The organism is Streptomyces sp. NPDC008150 (assembly GCF_042956945.1).
Lineage (GTDB): Bacteria > Actinomycetota > Actinomycetes > Streptomycetales > Streptomycetaceae > Streptomyces.
In genome coordinates this window covers 87295-104247 of the sequence record NZ_JBIBHJ010000022.1, presented here as the reverse complement: position 1 = coordinate 104247, position 16953 = coordinate 87295, and the positions used below count along the sequence as shown (strand labels likewise).

At 72.8% G+C, this 16953-nt stretch carries 13 protein-coding genes; 7 read left to right on the top strand and 6 right to left on the bottom strand.

Annotated features, from left to right (window positions below):
- Positions 1-135: 135 nt before the first annotated feature.
- From ACFZA0_RS35585 to ACFZA0_RS35575, 3 genes are all read right to left on the bottom strand, one after another.
- Positions 136-597, bottom strand: coding sequence for a peptidoglycan-binding protein (locus ACFZA0_RS35585; protein WP_391024690.1), 462 nt, complete (start codon positions 595-597; stop codon positions 136-138).
- A 139-nt stretch (positions 598-736) separates the two neighbouring features.
- Positions 737-1441 (bottom strand): hypothetical protein, encoded by a 705-nt coding sequence (locus ACFZA0_RS35580; protein WP_391024688.1) that lies wholly within the window; start codon positions 1439-1441, stop codon positions 737-739.
- 142 nt (positions 1442-1583) lie between these two features.
- Positions 1584-2231, bottom strand: a complete 648-nt coding sequence (locus ACFZA0_RS35575; RefSeq protein ID WP_391024686.1) for an AhpC/TSA family protein — start codon at positions 2229-2231, stop codon at positions 1584-1586.
- Positions 2232-2311: 80 nt separating this feature from the next.
- On the opposite strand from ACFZA0_RS35575, the gene ACFZA0_RS35570 reads away from it, so the two are divergent.
- Positions 2312-2938, top strand: coding sequence for a TetR/AcrR family transcriptional regulator C-terminal domain-containing protein (locus ACFZA0_RS35570; protein ID WP_391024684.1), 627 nt, complete (start codon positions 2312-2314; stop codon positions 2936-2938).
- A 121-nt stretch (positions 2939-3059) separates the two neighbouring features.
- Here ACFZA0_RS35570 and ligA read toward each other — a convergent pair whose 3' ends face one another.
- From ligA to ACFZA0_RS35555, 3 genes are all read right to left on the bottom strand, one after another.
- Entirely contained in the window at positions 3060-5168 is a 2109-nt protein-coding gene (ligA, locus tag ACFZA0_RS35565; RefSeq protein WP_391024682.1) for an NAD-dependent DNA ligase LigA, read from the bottom strand.
- A gap of 183 nt (positions 5169-5351) precedes the next feature.
- Positions 5352-6578 (bottom strand): arylsulfotransferase family protein, encoded by a 1227-nt coding sequence (locus tag ACFZA0_RS35560; RefSeq protein WP_391024681.1) that lies wholly within the window; start codon positions 6576-6578, stop codon positions 5352-5354.
- A gap of 287 nt (positions 6579-6865) precedes the next feature.
- Complete coding sequence (locus ACFZA0_RS35555) at positions 6866-7000, bottom strand: hypothetical protein (protein WP_391024679.1); 135 nt, start codon at positions 6998-7000, stop codon at positions 6866-6868.
- 620 nt (positions 7001-7620) lie between these two features.
- Between ACFZA0_RS35555 and ACFZA0_RS35550 the strand changes: the two genes are divergently transcribed.
- From ACFZA0_RS35550 to ACFZA0_RS35525, 6 genes are all read left to right on the top strand, one after another.
- The gene (locus tag ACFZA0_RS35550; RefSeq protein ID WP_391024677.1) at positions 7621-8967 is read left to right on the top strand and encodes an extracellular solute-binding protein; all 1347 of its coding nucleotides are present in this window, start codon (positions 7621-7623) and stop codon (positions 8965-8967) included.
- A 15-nt stretch (positions 8968-8982) separates the two neighbouring features.
- Complete coding sequence (locus ACFZA0_RS35545; RefSeq protein ID WP_391024675.1) at positions 8983-10074, top strand: ABC transporter permease subunit; 1092 nt, start codon at positions 8983-8985, stop codon at positions 10072-10074.
- A complete protein-coding gene (locus tag ACFZA0_RS35540; protein ID WP_391024673.1) occupies positions 10071-10985 on the top strand; it encodes an ABC transporter permease subunit in 915 nt (304 codons plus the stop codon). The genes ACFZA0_RS35545 and ACFZA0_RS35540 overlap by 4 nt, the downstream gene beginning before the upstream one ends.
- A 151-nt stretch (positions 10986-11136) precedes the next feature.
- Complete coding sequence (locus ACFZA0_RS35535) at positions 11137-12108, top strand: PfkB family carbohydrate kinase (protein ID WP_391024671.1); 972 nt, start codon at positions 11137-11139, stop codon at positions 12106-12108.
- The gene (locus tag ACFZA0_RS35530) at positions 12108-13451 is read left to right on the top strand and encodes an alpha-galactosidase (RefSeq protein ID WP_391024669.1); all 1344 of its coding nucleotides are present in this window, start codon (positions 12108-12110) and stop codon (positions 13449-13451) included. The genes ACFZA0_RS35535 and ACFZA0_RS35530 overlap by 1 nt, the downstream gene beginning before the upstream one ends.
- A gap of 290 nt (positions 13452-13741) precedes the next feature.
- Entirely contained in the window at positions 13742-16741 is a 3000-nt protein-coding gene (locus ACFZA0_RS35525; protein WP_391024667.1) for a GH92 family glycosyl hydrolase, read from the top strand.
- Positions 16742-16953: the final 212 nt, after the last annotated feature.

Sequence of the window (16953 nt, the reverse complement as noted above, 5' to 3'; positions counted from 1 at the left end):
GGGGGGGCCCCCGGGGGGGGCGGGGGGGAATCCGGGGGGGGGGGGGGGGGGGGGGGGGGGGGTGGCGGGCCCCGGGGGGGCGGGGGGGGGGGGGGCGGGCCCCCCGCCCACCCCGGTCCCTCGTGTCGGCAGGGTTCACCACACCCGCAGGCACGGCCAGGTGTTCGGGCCGACCTCGCCGTCCCACTCCGACGAGTCGGAGAAGCACACCTTCTGCGCGTTGATCACCGCGGCCTTGGTGTTGGCGCCGAACTCGCCGTCGATCCCCTTCGGGCTGAACTTGCTGTCCCCGACGCGGTTGGCCCAGTAGGTCAGCAGGCACTGCACCTCGACCACGCGGCTGCCGGTCTGGCCCGACTTGGTGTTGATCGTGTTGGTGTTGCTGTATCCGGCGTACAGGTACGACACGCTGCCGCTGGTCGTCCAGGAGTAGTGACAGGTGTACGCCGTGGCCGACGCCGGAGCGGCGGCCGGCACCGCCGCCGAGGCGGCGGGCGCGAGGGCGACGAGCGCGGTGCCGACGACACCGGCCGTCGCGAACGCCGCCAGCCTCACCGCCGTCTTCCTGGTCCTGCTGTCGGTCGTGTTCCTGGTCATGAACGCTTCCCCCTTCGAGCGGCTTCCGTCCGGGCGGGACAACGATGCCAACGCGTCGAACAGAGGGCCAGGTCTTTCGAACGAGGTGGGAAGACGCAGGCCGCAGGGGTGGCGGGCAGGATCGGGCAGGCGCGGGAGGCTACGCCGCCGTGCCGCCGTGGCGGGTACGCAGGCGGGCCAGGTAGCCGTCCTTGTCCGGGTGCGGGGCGTCCTGCGCGCCCGGCCGGTGCAGTTCGAGCCGGCCGCCGCGGCGCAGCCGGACCGTCGTGGTCGCCCTGCGCGGAACCTCCGGCGTGGGCCGCCCGTCCCGGGCGAGGTGGTCGAGGCCGAGGACGGGCACGCTCGCCGGGAACATCGACAGTGCCTCGGCGGCGGTGGCCGCGGGCGGGTGTCCTGTGCGGTTCGCGCTGCTCACGTACAGCACCGGCCGGTCGGCGAGGAGCGGCCGCAGAGGCTCCCAGCGCGCGCCGAAGAGGAGCACCCAGCCGTCCTTGGCGGCGGGCACGAGCCAGTGCGGCAGATCGGCACCGGCGCGCAGGGGAGCGAGCAGCGTCAGGTGCTCGTCGCGCAGGAGGGCGTGCGCCAGCGGGATGTCCTCGGCGTTCAGGTCCCACAGCTCGTCGAGGGCCCGCAGCGTCCCGGGGTGATGGGCCCACAGGGCGACCGCCTGGCCGGAGGGCCGCCCCTTGGCCTCGTTCACGGCGTGCGGTTCGGCCGCGGTGACGACATGGGTGAGCGGCGCGGCGTTCGGCAGCACGACGGCCCGGCCCTCGTCGAGAACCAGCCCCGCCCGCACGAGGTCGACGGTCTTCCGGTGCGACGGGCCGGCGGGTGAGGTGATCATGGTGGTGCTCCGGTGAGGGGGGCGGGACAGGACGGGACGGGTGCGGGTGCGGCGGCGCGAAGTGCGGAGGGGGAAGTCGAACCGTACGGAACGAAGCCGAACCGTACGGAACTTCCCGATCCCCTTCCGCGCCGCCCCGACCCTACGGCCCGACGCGCCCTCCGCGCGGGCCGGTGTCCTCCCCGAGCCGGTCCCCGCCGCCGGACTCCCCGGCCGAGGAGCCGTGTCGTGCGGCCAGTCGGAGGATCTCGTCGACCGACCACTGGTCGTAGACGTGCTCCCCGTACTTGGCCGCGAGCACCCGTCCGCCGGGGGCGACGAGGAAGTCCGCGGGCAGGCCGAGGCGTCCTCCGTGCGGTCGGCCGGAGGGCAGGTGCTCCCGGCCGCGCGCGACGTGGGGCAGTGCGCTCAGGACCGACCGGACGACCGGCCACCACGCGCGCGGGGCGAGCAGGGACCGCCACGACCGCTGGACGCCGAACTCCGTGTACAGGCGCTTGTGCGGGTCCGCGACCACCGCGAACGGAAGTCCCTCGGCGTGGGGCAGCAGTTCGGCCGCCGGCGAGTGGAAGAGGACCACCTCGCGCACACCGGCCGCCTCGATCTCGGCGTGCCGGCGCGTGACGGACCGCAGGTGGAGGTTGCAGACGGGGCAGCCCGCGAAGCGCCGGAACTGGAGGTGGGTGAGCCGGTCCCGGCCGGGCACGGTGATCTCGTCGCCCCCGATCGCGACAAGCACGCGTTCTTTCACGGTGGAGCCCGGTGCCACCGGGCCGGAAGTCGTGCGCATGGTGATCCCCCTTGTAGGCGTACGGTGTACTCCTAACTGCTGCAACCAACATAGGCGTATCCCGTACGCTGTCAACCGTCATGCCACGTCCTCGTTCTCTCACCGGCGCCCGACTGGCCGCGGCCGCGCTCGCCGTCATCGACCGCGACGGTCTCGCCGGGCTGTCGATGCGTGCCGTCGCCAAGGAGCTGGGCACCAGCACCATGGCGCTCTACCGGTACGTGCGCGACCGCGAGGAGTTGGAGCGGCTGGTGGTGGAGCTCGTGCTGGGCTCCGTCGACACCCGCCTGCCGGACGACGCGGCGCCCTGGCGGGAGCGGATCGAGATCCTGGTGCGCCGGCTGCGCGACACCGTCGCCGCCCACCCGGAGGCCGTCCCGCTGACCGTCACGCACCGGCACCACTCGCGCGGGGCGTTGCTCTGGTCGGAGGCCGTGCTCGCGGTTCTCGCGGACGCCGGCGCCGGTGACGAACGACGGGTCGTCGCGCTGCGTGGTCTGCTCGGCTACGTCATCGGGGCGATCCAGCTGGAGCACCTCGGCGCGCTGTCCGGCGCCGGCACGGCGGCCATCGCCGAGCTGCCCGAGGCGGAGTTCCCGCACCTGAGGCGGATCGGGCGCGAGGCACAAGGCGTGGGCGTGGAGCGGGAGTTCATGGGCGGACTGACGCTGCTCCTGGACGGGCTCGCCGCGCAGGCCGGGTCCTGACGGCGCCACGGCCGCGAGGGCGGACGGGCCGGAAGGCCCCGAAGGGGGCGGACAGGCCGGGGGTCCGGCGGTGGCGGATCGTCCCCCACCGCCGAACCCCCGTTCCGCCAGGGGACGTTGATCAGCCGAGGTAGTCGGCGACCAGTTCCCCGAACTCGTCCGGCGTCGCCAGGCGGATGCCCAGCGACTCGGCCTTCTCGCGCTTGGAACCCGCGCCCTCGCCCGCGACCACCAGCGACGTCTTCTTCGAGACACTGGACGACGAACGGCCGCCGGCCCGTTCCACCAGTTCGTTCATCTGGTTGCGGCTGAGCTTTTCCAGCGGGCCGGTCATGGAGCCCGTGACCACCACTGTCATCCCGGCCAGCGGTCCGGCGTCCCGGTTCTCGCCCGCGGTGGCGTCGGCCGCGGCCCCCTCACCGTCGGGTCCCTCCTCGGTGACCGGCGGCGGAGGGGTGGCGCCCGGCTCGGTCATGTTCACCCCGGCCGCCGCCAACCTGTCGATGAGCGGGCCGAGTTCGGCCAGTTCCCCGACGATGGACGGCGCCTTCTCCGGTCCGATGCCCTCCACCCGCTGGAGCGACGTGGCGTCCGCCGCGCGGATGTTGTCCATGGTGGCGAAGTACCGGGCGATCCTGCGGGACATGGAACGGCCGGTCCCGCGCACTCCCAGCGCGCACAGCACTCTGGACAGCGGCTTGCCCCTGGCCGTGTCGATCGCCGCGAGCAGGTTGTCGGTGCTGGTCTCGCCCATCCGATCGAGGGCGAGCAACTGGTCCCGGGTCAGGGCGAACAGGTCGGCGAGATCGGCGACCAGGCCCGCGTCGACGAGTTGGACGACCCGGGTGCCGCCCAGGCCCTCGACGTCGAGCTGGTCGCGTCCCGCGGCGTAGGAGAGCGAGGCGACCAGGTGACAGTTGCGGCCCTGCTCGCACCGCCAGCGTTCCTGGCTGGTGTCGATGGCGGAGCCGCAGCGCGGGCACACCGAGGGGAACACGATCGGCTGCTCCGCCCCCGTGCGCAGGTGCGCCACCGGCGCCTCGATGCGGGGGATGACGTCACCGGCGCGGTGCACCATCACGTGGTCGCCGAGACGCAGGTCGCGGCGGGTGATGTCGGCCGGGTTGTGCAGGGTGGCGTACGTGATTTTGGAGCCGTCGATCTCCACGGGCTCCAGCACCGCGCGGGGCGCGATGATGCCGGTGCGGCCGACGTTCCACTCGACCTCCAGGAGGCGGGTGATCTTCTCGACCGCCGGCAGCTTGTAGGCGATCGCCCAGCGCGGTGCCCGGGTGCCCGCACCGGCGGTGCGCTGGTCGGCGGCCGCGTCCGCCTTGATCACGATCCCGTCGATGCCGAACGGCAGTTGGGCGCGCAGACCGGCGATCTCCTGCACCCGGGCGAGGACTTCGTCGACGCTCGTGGCGACCAGCCCCGGCACGGCCGTCCCGGCGGTGGTGTTGACCCCGAGGCCGGCCGCCCGCGCCATCAGCTCGCTGTGCGCCAGTTCGTCCAGCAGCCCGGCCAGCTCGGAGTCGGTGCCCGGCAACGGCAGCAGGCCGTAAGCGAAGAACGTCATCGGCACCGTGTACGCGCGGTCCTTCGCGCGCAGGGTGCCCGCGGCGGCGTTGCGCGGATTGGCGAACGGCGCCCCGCCGTGCTCGGTACGCACCTCGTTGGCGTGCTCGAACTGCGCCGTCGTCATGAGGACTTCACCGCGGACCTCCACGGTGACCGGCTCGGCCAGCTCGGCGGGCAGCCCCTCCACGATGGCCGCGGCGTGGGTGACGTCCTCGCCGGCCGTTCCGTCGCCGCGGGTGACGAGACGGGTCAGCCGGCCGCGCGTGTAGCGGGCGGCGATCGCGAGCCCGTCGAGCTTGGGCTCGACGCTGAACGCCGCCACGTCGTGACCGATCCGCCGGGTCAGCGACGCCGTCCAGGCGGTGAACTGCTCCGGGGAGAAGACGTTGTCCAGGCTCAGCATGACCACCGTGTGCGGGACGTCCCCCTCGACGGCGCCGCCGGCCACCTTGCCTGTCGGCGACTCGGGCAGCACCTCGTCCGGATGGCCGGCCTCCCACGCCGCGATGCCGCGCACGAGCCGGTCGTAGGTGTCGTCGTCCAGGGACGAGGTGCCACCCTCGTAGTAGGCGGCGGATGCCCGCACGGCGTCCTCGACCGCCTGCGCGTAGGCGGCGGCATCCATGATCTGTGCGGCTGGAGTCGTCATGCGCTCATCCTGCCTCCCACCACTGACAACGCACTCGCGCGACGCCTGTGCGCGGGCCGGGCGAGGACGCCGGAGCACCCCGCCGGAGTGGACGCCGCGCGCCGCCGTCCCGCCGTCGTCGGGGACGGCGGGACGGGGGCACGCGGCCGACGGCCGCCCGGAGCGCTCGGGCGGTGGGTGGTGTCAGTGCTTCCAGTCGAAGCGGTAGGCCCGGTAGCTCACGACGCCGGCCGGGAACGACGCGTTGAACAGGAGCCTGCCCGACGGACCGAACTCCGAGACCGCCCCCAGCGACCCCCAGCCCACCACCTGGTTGCCGTTGGCCAGGGTCTGCGCGTTGCCCTGCGAGGAGGCGAGGCCGGCCGACGGCTGGTCGAGGGCGCGGACCAGCGTCGCCGTCTTCGCGCGGGTGTCGACGCGGACGGTGACCGTGCGGCTGTAGGACAGCTCCGCGGTGGCGTCCTGGCCGGTGTTCGCGACACCGGCCGACTCGTTGTCGAAGATCGTGTAGAGGCCGTTGCCCAGCGGCTCCGGGTCGTGCTGCCACGCGAAGATGCGGTCGGCGTCGTTCAGCGTCAGCCCGTTGGCGGCCTTCAGCTTGAACGAGCTCTTCTTGCCGCCCAGTTGCCAGCGGATGTCACCGCTCCGGCGGTCGATCTGGTAAGTGGTCCAGGTGTTGCGCGCGTCCACGAGCAGCGCGCCGTTCCCGTCCTGTTTCACGGCGTTGACGTGGAACCAGTCCCACGGGGTGTCCGCGGAGGCCGGCAGCGGCTGCTCGCTCTGCGAGTAGGGCACGTGCTGGGCCGCGTCCCACTCGAAGAGCACCTTGCCGGTCCTGACGTCGACCTCCTGGACGATCCCGTCGATCACCTGCTGGTGGTCGGAACCGCCCAGCGCCGTCAGGTCGGCGGTCTTCTTCGCGTACGACACGATCAGCGCGGTGCCGCGCGAGGTGAGCTGGAACTCGTGGCCGTCGGCGCTGTAGCCGTTGCCCGCCCGCACCTCGGCGACCTCGTGCCCCTCGGTGTCGTAGATGTAGTCGGTTCCCGTGGCGAGGCCGCCGAGACCCTTGCCCTCCCAGAAGGTGAGCACGGGCCTGCCCCGGTAGGTCTGCCGGCGGAAGTCGGCGTCGGAGGTGCCGGGGGCCGCCGTGTGCGACCACAGGACCTTGCGGCCGTCGGAGCTGAGGATCTCCGCGCCGCTGCTGTAGTCGCTCACACCGGACGCCGGGGCGACGAAGATCTCGCCGTCCCCGCTGCCCGCGCGGTCGGTACTGACGGTGAGCGGAGCGAGACCGGGGACGGTCTCCGCGGCGGCGGCCGGTGAGACCGCGGTCAGCGCTCCGGCGACGGCGGACACGCCCATGACGACGGCGACGGACCTGTACAGGCGGGTGAGGGTGGCGCGCATGGCTGCTGCAACTCCAGGGAGAGAGGGGGAGGGGTGAGGAGGGAGGGCACGGCGGTGCGACCGTCCGGCCGTCGCGGTGCGACGGCCGGCACGGACGGGCAGGGTGGCCGCGCGGAGGCACGACGACACCGGGGCGGGGAGGCGCGGGGACGGCTGATGCGGCGCGGTGGGAACCGGCGGCGGATCGCCGGGCCGGAGGTGCGTCCGGGTCGCTCAGCCGACGCGGGCGGTGCGGACCGCAGGCCCGCGACCGGACCGGCCGGCCGTCACGTCACCGACGTGGCACGTCAGACGCGCGGACAGAGCGCGCTGTCGACACGCAGCAGGTCGATGTGGCGGCGGACCACCAGACGGCCCGCGGGGAACCCGGGGCGCCGCGTCGCCGGGGAAAGGACCGCTGCCACGAGCGTGAAGCCGCGCATGCCGCCGTCCCTTCCTGGTTGAGGTGGCCCAACGTTGGTACCCGCACTGATCGTTCAGCACCCTAGTGAGTCGAGCGGCGGAGCCACAAGAGGCCGTGGATCTTCCGGCCGGGACGCGGCGCGCCGTTGCCCGTGAATGGCGCGAACTCGTCCCATTGACACCGTGGTTGCGTCTCGCTTTACTCCATGCAACGCCGTCGACGTACAGACGGCGCCTGAGAGGTATGCCCAGCCGGTAGCACGGCCCAGCCGCCGTAAGTCCGGACTGAGTCGCCAGGGTTCCCGCCGTCCGCGCGGGGCCCGAGGCGGGGACGTACCCCCTCACCTTCTGGAGTTCACGATGTTCGCTCATCGTGCCCGTCCCCCCGCCGGACGCGACGACGCCGTCGCGCACTCCGTCAAGTCCTGCTCCGGATAGGGCTGTTGGCACAGGGGTCGTGAGGCGCGGCCCGTGGACCGTACCTGTGCACGGAGCGATCCGCGTCCCGCCGCCCGCGGGCGTCCCGCCTCTCCGCCCCTTCGCGCCGCTGTCCGCCTGCCTTCCCCGCCCCCTCCTTCTCCCGCCGCAGCCGTGGCGCGCCGCCCCCGCGCGCCGTGTCACGCACCCCCAGGGAATCGCCATGACCGCAGCAGCCCCGCATCCCGTCCCCGGCACCCGTCCCGGTCCGTCGCGCCGTACGCTCCTGCGCACGGCCACGGCGCTGGCCGGCGGCGTCGCCGCGCCCGCGGTCGCCGGATGCGCGGGAGGCGCGGGCGACGGCGTCGGGGCCGACGGACGGGTCACCGTCGAGCTGTGGCACGGGCAGACGGACACCGGGCGGGCGGCGATCGAGAAGCTCGTCGCGGAGTTCAACCGGACGCATCCCGGGATCAGGGTCGACGCCGGCGGCGGCGTGCTCTCCGACGTGATGCTCCAGAAGATCACCGCCGCGCTCGCCGCGGGCTCCTTCCCGGACGTCGCCTACGTCTTCGGCTCGGACCTCGCCAGCGTCGCCCGGAGTCCGTCGGTGGTGGACCTCACCGACACGTTCCACGACCACGGCCCCGTGCCCTGGAAGGACTTCTGGAAGCCCGCGCGCGACGCGGTCACCCTCAACGGGCGGCTGCGGGCCGCTCCGGCGCTGATCGACTCCCTCGCCGTGGTCTGCAACCGGAAGCTCTTCCGGCGCGCCGGGGTCCCCCTGCCCCGGGCGGGCTGGACCTGGGGCGAGTTCGTGGCGACGGCGGCCCGTCTCACCGACCGCGGCCGGGGCGTCTTCGGCACCGGCTGGCCCGGTGTGGGCGACGAGGACACGGTGTGGCGGCTGTGGCCGATGGTGTGGGACCTGGGCGGTGAGATCGTCGCCCCGGACGGCCGCCGCATCGGGTTCGCCGACGAGGGCGTGCGGGCGCTGCGGACGGTGGCGGGACTCGCCGAGGCGCGCAGCGTCTACATCGATCCGAAGCCCGGCACCGAGCAGATGTACCAGGTCTTCAACTCCGACCGGATGGCCATGGTGGTCACCGGCCCGTGGCAACTGCCCGACATCCGGCAGGCGGGCGTCGACTACGAGGTGGTCCCGCTGCCCAGCTACAGCGGCCGGCCCGTCACCATCTCGGGCCCGGACACCTGGACCGTCTTCGACAACGGTCCCGCCCGGGTGCGGGCCGCCCGCACCTTCGTGACCTGGCTGTCGCGGCCCGCCCAGGACGTGCGCTGGGACGTGCGGGCCGGCAGTCTTCCGCTCAGCCGCGACACCCGCGCGCTCCCCGCCTGGCAACGCCAGGAGGCCGACACCGCCGGGCTCGCCGTGTTCACGAAGTCGCTGGACTCGGCGCGGGTGCGGCCGGTGCACGCGGCCTACCCGCAGATCTCGCAGGCCGTCGGCGAGGCGGTCACCGCCGTCCTCCTCGGCCGCAGCACCCCCGCGCGGGCCATGCGTGACTGCGCCGAAGAGGCCAACGCCGCCCTGATCATTCCGCGTTGAGTCGAGAGGACCGTGATGCCCCGTCATCCCGCACCACCCCCGGCCGTGGCCGGCGACGGCAGGCCACCCGGCCCGCTCACCCCGCGCCGGATCCTGCCCGCCGGCCGACGCGCACCCGAACCACCGCGTGCGGAACGGGAGTCCGGGCCGCGCCGCCGGATCCGCCAGGAGACCGCGACCGCCTGGACGTTCGTCTCCCCGTCGGTCCTGGTGATCGTCGGCCTGAGCGTCGTCCCCGTGGTCTGGTCGCTCCTGCTGTCCTTCCAGGCGGACGACCTGGTCACCCCGAGCCGCTGGGTGGGCCTCGCCAACTACCGTGCCCTCGCGCAGGATCCGCACTTCTCGCAGGCCGTGCGCAACACCCTGCTCTACACGGTGCTCTACGTGCCGCTGAGCATCGTCCTCGGACTCGCGCTCGCCCTCGTGCTGAACCGGCGCATCCGTCTCGTCGGCCTCTACCGCACCCTGTTCTTCGTGCCGTTCGTCGTGTCCGCGACCGCGCAGGGCGTGCTGTTCTCCTTCATCCTGGACCCGGAGTTCGGCGCCGCGAACTCCCTGCTGCACCACCTCGGCGTCTCCCCGCAGGGCTTCCTCACGGACCCGGGACAGGCGATGCTCGCCCTCGTCGCGATCTCCCTGTGGAGCGGCACCGGCTTCTGCGTGGTGGTCACGCTCGCGGCCCTCCAGGACGTACCGCCGTCCCTGATCGAGGCGGCCCGGCTGGACGGGGCCGCTCGCAGGCACCTGCTCCGGCACGTGATCCTTCCCGCGCTCACCCCGGTCCTGGTCTTCCTGCTGCTGTGGCAGACCATCAACGCACTCCAGGTCTTCGACCTCGTCTACGTCACGACCAAGGGCGGGCCCCTCGGGTCCACCACGGTCATCGTCTACTTCGTCTGGGAACAGGCCTTCAAGAACTTCACCGCCGGCTACGGCGCCGCCGCCGCGTACGCCGTGGCCCTCGCCCTGCTCGTCGTGTCGCTCCTGCCGCGCCTGGCGAGGACGTCGGCGGCCCGCCGGGCCCGCTCCGACCGTGGTGGACGCGGCACCGGCCCGGACCCGCGCGAGAACCCCGCGGGACGGCTGCCCGAAGGAGCCGTGCGATGAGCGTCTCCCCGACGGCCGCCCCGGCGGACGTGCCCCGCGGCCCCGGCTCCCACGCGGCCCCGGCGGTACCGGCCGCCCGCCGCGTCCGGCGCCGCTCCCGGGCGCCGTTCAGCGCGTGGCACCTGCTGCTCGCGCCGCTCGGCCTGCTCTTCGCCCTGCCGCTGGTCTGGCTGCTGCTCAGCTCGGTGATGAGCGACGCCGAGATCAACCGCTTCCCGCCCGCGCTGTGGCCCTCCGGCATCGACCTGTCCGGCTACCGCTACGTCCTGGGCAACGCGATGTTCCCGCGCTGGTTCGCCAACTCCCTTGTCGTCAGCGGCGTCGCGGTCGTCTCCAACCTGGTGTTCGGCTCGCTCGGCGGCTACGCGTTCGCCCGCATGCGCTTCGCCGGTTCACGGCTGATGCTGGGGCTCATGCTCGCCACGATGGTCGTGCCCTTCCAGCTGACGATGATCCCGACGTTCCTCGTCATGAAACGGCTCGGTCTCATCGACACCCTCGGCGCGCTGATCGTGCCGTCGCTGGTCACCCCGTTCGCGGTGTTCCTGCTGCGGCAGTTCTTCCTCTCGCTGCCCCGGGAACTGGAGGAAGCGGCCTGGATCGACGGGTGTTCACGGCTGCGGGTGCTCGTCACCGTCGTGCTGCCGCTGTCGCGCCCCGCGCTGAGCACCGTCGCCGTGCTGACCTTCCTCACCAACTGGAACGACCTGACCTGGCCCCTGATCGCCATCAACCACGACACCCAGTACACCCTCCAACTCGGCCTGACGACCTTTCAGGGGCTGCACCACACCAAGTGGTCGGCGGTGATGGCGGGCAACGTGATCACCGTCCTGCCGGTGCTCGCCGCCTTCCTCCTGGCCCAGCGGTCCTTCATCCAGTCCATCACCTCCAGCGGCCTCAAGGGCTGACACCACCCTGTCGGCCGCACACGCCGCGAGCCGCACCCCGGGTGGCACACCCGCGCCTCGCACCTCGTACCGTCCCAACTCGCCCTGCCCGCACGGTCGCACGACCCGGATCCCGAGCCGCCCGCACCACCCCCGTACCCACAGGAGCCGCATGCCGCAGCCGTACGCCTTCGACCTGCTCGTCGTCGGAGACGTGAACCCCGACGTCGTCATCGGACCGCTCGACGCGCCGCTCGCCTTCGGGCAGCGCGAACAACTCGTTCCCGCCGGGCTGCTGACGCTCGGCGGTTCCGCCGCGATCATGGCGTGCGGTGCCGCGCGCCTCGGCCTGACCGTCGCCCTCGCCGGAAGGGTCGGCGACGACGAGGCCGGCCGCTTCGTCCGCGCCGCGCTGGAGGAGCGCGGCGTCGACACCGGCGCGCTCCGCGTCGACACGAAGCTCGCCACCCCGCTGACGACGGTGCTCACCCGCTCCGACGGCGACCGCGCCATCCTGACGGTGCCCGGCACCCTGGCCGCCACCGGACCCGAGGACGTGCCGCCGCGCCTGCTCGCCGCCAGTCGGCACGTGCACGCGGCCTCGTACTTCCTGCTGCCCGAACTGGCGGCCGCCCTGCCCGAGTTGTTCGCCACGGCCCGTGCGCACGGCGCGACCACCTCGCTGGACACCAACGACGACCCGGCCGGACGCTGGGCGCCCGGCGCCCTGGGCGCGGTACTCGCCGTCACCGACGTGCTGCTGCCCAACGCGCGGGAGGCCGTGGCCCTGGCGGCCGCGGGAGGCGCGCACGCCGACTCCCCGGAACAGGCCGCCGCCGCCCTCGCCGCGCGCGGCCCGTGCGTGGTGGTCAAGGACGGCGGCGACGGCTGCCTCGCGCACGACGGCACGCACGTGCTGAGGGCCGCGGCGCTCCCCGCCCGGCCCGTCGACACCGTCGGCGCGGGCGACAGCTTCGACGCGGGGTTCGTCGCCGGAAGGCTGGGCGGTCTGTCCACCGCCCAGTGCCTCCGACTCGCCTCCGCCTGCGGTTCGTTGTCCACCCGGGCGCACGGCGGAACCGGTGCCCAGCCCACCTGGGACGAGGCGCACTCGGCCCTCGCCCGCGAAGGAAAGAACCTCTGATGAGCCACGGCACCCCCAAGATCGCGTTCATCGGCGCGGGCAGCGTCGTCTTCACCCAGGGCCTGCTGACCGACCTGCTGGCCTTCCCCGAACTGCGCGGCGCGCACATCGCCCTGCACGACATCGACGACGAACGGCTGAAAACCGCCGAGGGCGCCGCCCGCCACATCGCCGACCGGCTCACCGGCCCCGACAGCGGCGACGACGGCGGTGCGCAGCCCCGGATCACCGCCCACGCCGAGCGTCGCGCGGCGCTCGAAGGCGCCGACTTCGTCATCAACATCGTGCAGGTCGGCATGCGGGAGGCCACCCGGACCGACTTCGAGATCCCCGCCCGCTACGGCGTCCGCCAGACCATCGGCGACACCCTCGGCGTCGGCGGCATCTTCCGCGCGCTGCGCACGTTCCCCCATCTCGCCGCCCTGGGGGCGGACATCGCCGAGGTGTGCCCCGACGCGTGGCTGCTCAACTACACCAATCCGATGGCCATGAACGTCCAGTACCTCACCCGCGCCACCGGCCTCACCCGCGTCGTCGGTCTGTGCCACTCGGTGTACTGGACGGTGCGCGACCTCGCCGACCTGCTCGGCGTGCCGTACGAGGAGATCACCTACCGGGCGGCCGGCGTCAACCACCAGGCGTGGCTGCTGCGTCTGGAGCACCGGGGCGTCAACCTCTACCCGCGCCTGGACCGGTTGGTGGCGGACCAGCCCCAACTCCGGCGCCGGGTCCGGGTCGACATGTACCGGCGGCTCGGCTACTACCCCACGGAGACCAGCGAGCACTCCTCCGAGTACGTGCCCTGGTACCTCGGCCACGAGAGCGAGGTCGAACGGCTGCGGCTGCCGGTGGGCGCCTACCTGGACATCGTCGACGAGAACGTGGCGACCTACGAGCGGACCCGGGGCGCCCTCGCCGCCGGAACCCCGCTGACCGTGGAGGGCACCATGGAGTACGCGCCGCAGATCATCCACAGCATCACCACCGGCACGCCGCGCACCGTCTACGGGAACGTCCCCAACCACGGCCTGGTCGACAACCTGCCGGCTTCCGGCACGGTGGAGGTTCCCTGCCTCGTGGACGGCCTCGGCGTCCAGCCGACCGCCGTCGGGGCGCTGCCCGCCCAGTGCGCCGCCCTGAACCGCACCTACCTCAGCATGAACGAACTGGTGGTGCGGGCCGCGCTGGAGGACGACCCCCGGTCGGTCCGGCAGGCGGCGATGACCGACCCGGCGACGGCGGCGGCCCTCCCCGTGGAACGGATCTGGGACCTGTGCGACGACATGGTCCGCGCCCACGGCGACCTCCTTCAGCCGTCCCTGCGCGTGCTGCTGGGCAACTGACCGCCCGCCTGCCGCCCGGCCGTCTCAACGGCCGGGCGGCAGGCGGAGGTCCGGTGCCGCTGCTCGGTGACGGCCCGTCAACAAGGTTGGTACGGACGGTGTTTGCGCGTGACCTGCCGGAACGGGAACGGTCGGCCCTCTGGCCCCGCTCACGCGATCTTGATAGACCCGTGACGGACGCGACGTGAGCACTTCACCGGTACGTCGCCTCCGGGAGATCGAATGAGACGCCCGTGTGCCCCGGAACGGGGGCCGGTTCCGGCACCGGGCGGTACAGGAAAGGGGTCGGAATGCTGCTCGCGACAAGAGGACGGAGACGACGACGGTCGGGGGTGGGGCTGCTCGCCGCGGCGACGCTCGCCGTCACCTGCCTGGGCGCGGCACCGGCCGGGGCGGCCACGGTCACGGACCCGGCGCACTACGTGGACGTGTTCGTCGGCACTCAGGACAACCACGCGGCGAACACCACCGAGAGCGCCTACGGCGACACGACGCCGGGCGCGACGACACCGTTCGGCATGGTCGACTTCAACCCCAACACGTACAACACCGCGGGGGGTTCGTACACCAACCAGGGCGGATACGAGTACGACGCCGACCAGATACGCGGGTTCGCCCTCAACCGCGTCTCGGGCACCGGCTGCGCCAACACCAACGGCGCCGAGGACTTCCCGATCCTGCCGTACACCGGCAGCCTGCCCGGTGGCGTCCTGCCCAGCAGCCCCGCCACGGACATCAAGTCGTACTACGCGGGCTTCGGCCACGACAACGAGAGCGCCTCGCCCGGCTCCTACGACGTGACCCTGGACAACGGGGTCCGCAGTGAGCTGACCGCGACCGCGCGCACCGCCGACGCCCGCTTCGGCTTCCCCTCCGGCGGCGACTCCGGGACCCTCCTCTTCGACACCGCGGGTTCCCTGAACGGCAGTTCGGCGACCACCGTGCACCTCGTTGGCAACGATGTCATCGAAGGCAGCACCACCGTGCAGGCGACCTGCAAGCAGGGCGTGAGCTACACCGCGTACTTCTCCGCGAAGTTCAGCAGCCCCTTCACCTCGGCGGGCACCTGGCAGGGCGCCACGATGAACGCCGTCGACCCCGGTCCGGACACCGACGTCACCGCGACGTCCACCGCCGCCCACGGCACGGGTGCCTTCGTCGGTTTCGCCCCCGGCTCCCACGTCACCGCCACCATCGGCCTGAGCTACGTCAGCGTCGACGGCGCACGGCAGAACCTGCGCGCCGAGGCGACGGGCCACAGCTTCGACACGCTGCGCACGCGCGCCCACGACACCTGGAGCCGCACGCTCGGTCAGGTGGCCGTCACCAGCGGCAGGCCGGCCTCGGCGGCCCGCACCGCCCAGCTCACCACCTTCTACACCGCGCTCTACCACTCCCTGCTGCACCCCAGCCTCTTCGACGACGTCGACGGCTCCTACACGGGCTACGACAAGAAGACCCACCGGGTCCGGCGCGGCCACCACGAGTACACGACGTACTCCAGCTGGGACACCTACCGCGGTGAGGCCCAACTGGTCGCGCTGCTCTTCCCCGACCGGGCCTCCGACATCAACCAGTCCATCACCGACATGGCCACCCAGGTCGGCTGGTACAACTGGCCGATGCTGAACGCCGGCCAGAACAAGATGGCCGGTGACTCGCTCGACGTCGTCCTGTCGGAGGCGGACGCCTTCGGGGCGACCGACTACGACCGTGCGGGGGCCCTCGCCAGTCTCAAGGCCGCGCAGACCCTGATCGCGAACGACGCGTCCGGCGCCCCGGCCGGAGGAGTTCCGGCCACCAACCACCGCGCCGGCTTCTACCAGTACGCGGCACTCGGCTTCGAGCCGTCCACCAGCTCGATCGCCTGGCCGACCTCCACCACGCTCGAGTACGCGATCGACGACTTCGCCATCGCCCAACTCGCCGACCGGCTGGGCGACTCCGCCGCCCGCGAGAAGTTCATGCAGCGCGCGCAGAGCTGGCAGAACCTCTACGACCCGGTGCAGAACGCCCTGACGCCGAGGAACAAGAACGGCTTCGACCGGACCGTCGACCTCGACGTCAACACCGGCCAGTTCTCCGAGGGCAGCGGCAGCCAGTACGGCTGGATGGTCCCGCAGAACGTGGCCGCGCTCGTCGCGAGGAAGGGCGGCGCGGAGGCGGTCGAGAAGCAGCTCGACACCTTCTTCAGCAACCTGGCGCCCGGCTCCACCAACGCCAACCCGGGCTCCAACAGCCCCTACGCCTACATGTCGAACGAGATCGACTCGCAGGACCCCGAGCTGTACGACTGGGTCGGCCGCCCCGACCGCGCCGCGGACGTCAACAAGGAGATCCGCGACGCCCTCTGGTCCAGCAACACCCCCGACGGCCTGTACGGCAACGACGACCTCGGTGCCCTCTCCTCCTGGTACGTGTGGTCCTCGATCGGTCTCTACCCGGCGATCCAGGGCCGCTCCGAACTCGTCGTCTCCGGACCGGCGTTCACCTCGGTGAAGATCACCAGCTCGGGCCGCTCCGGCCGCACCTACGTGATCAACGCGCCCCACCAGAGCGACAGCGCGCGCTACGTGACCGGCATGCGCGTCAACGGCATGAAGACCAGCGCCAGTTGGCTCCCGGAGTCGTTCGCGCGGCACGGCGGGACCGTCGACTTCACCATGTCCGCGAAGCCCGGCTCCTGGGGCACCGGCGCCAAGGACGTCCCTCCGTCCTTCGGCGAGGGCAGCGACGTCTACAACAACGTCGGCACGACCCCCGTCGGTGAGGGCAGCCTCGGCAGCTTCGACGCCTCCAACAACACCTACCAGGCGGACGCGTTGCCCGCTCCGGGCGCGGAGGTCGCGCAGCCCGGCAGCGACGTCACCTACACGTGGCCCGACGTCGCCGCCGGCGCGCCCGACAACTGGATCCCGCACGGCCAGACGGTCGACATGAAGGGCCGGCACGCCTCCGCGCTGTCCTTCCTCGGCGCGGCCACCAACGGCCCGGCGACGGGCACCGCGCAGGTCACGTACACCGACGGCACCCGGCAGAGCGTGCCGGTGGCCCTCGACGACTGGACCACACCGACCCTCGCCGCGGGCACCGACGTCACGGTGCTCACCTCGCCGCACCGCAACAACGCGGCCGGGACGGCGGACAGCACGGCGGCCCACGTGTACGGCACCGCCCCGCAGGCGCTCGACGCGAGCAAGGGGATCGCCTCGGTCACGCTGCCGGTCTCGACGGACAAGGGCATCATGCACGTGTTCGCCGTCGGCACCGCTCCCGCGACGACCTCCTGACCGTCCGCGGGCCGCTCCGACGGGCGCTCCGCACCATGTTGCCGGCCGGCATCCGCGCACCTGGCGGGTGCCGGCCGCGGCGTCACGGGAGCGGGGCGGCAGGGGTGTGCGGGCCCTGCGTTTCTGGACTTGCAGGTCCATTTTTCGCGACGCATCGTTGGCCCCGAACAGACGGCGCCGCACGTGAGACCCCCGGCGGGGGAGCGGTCGGC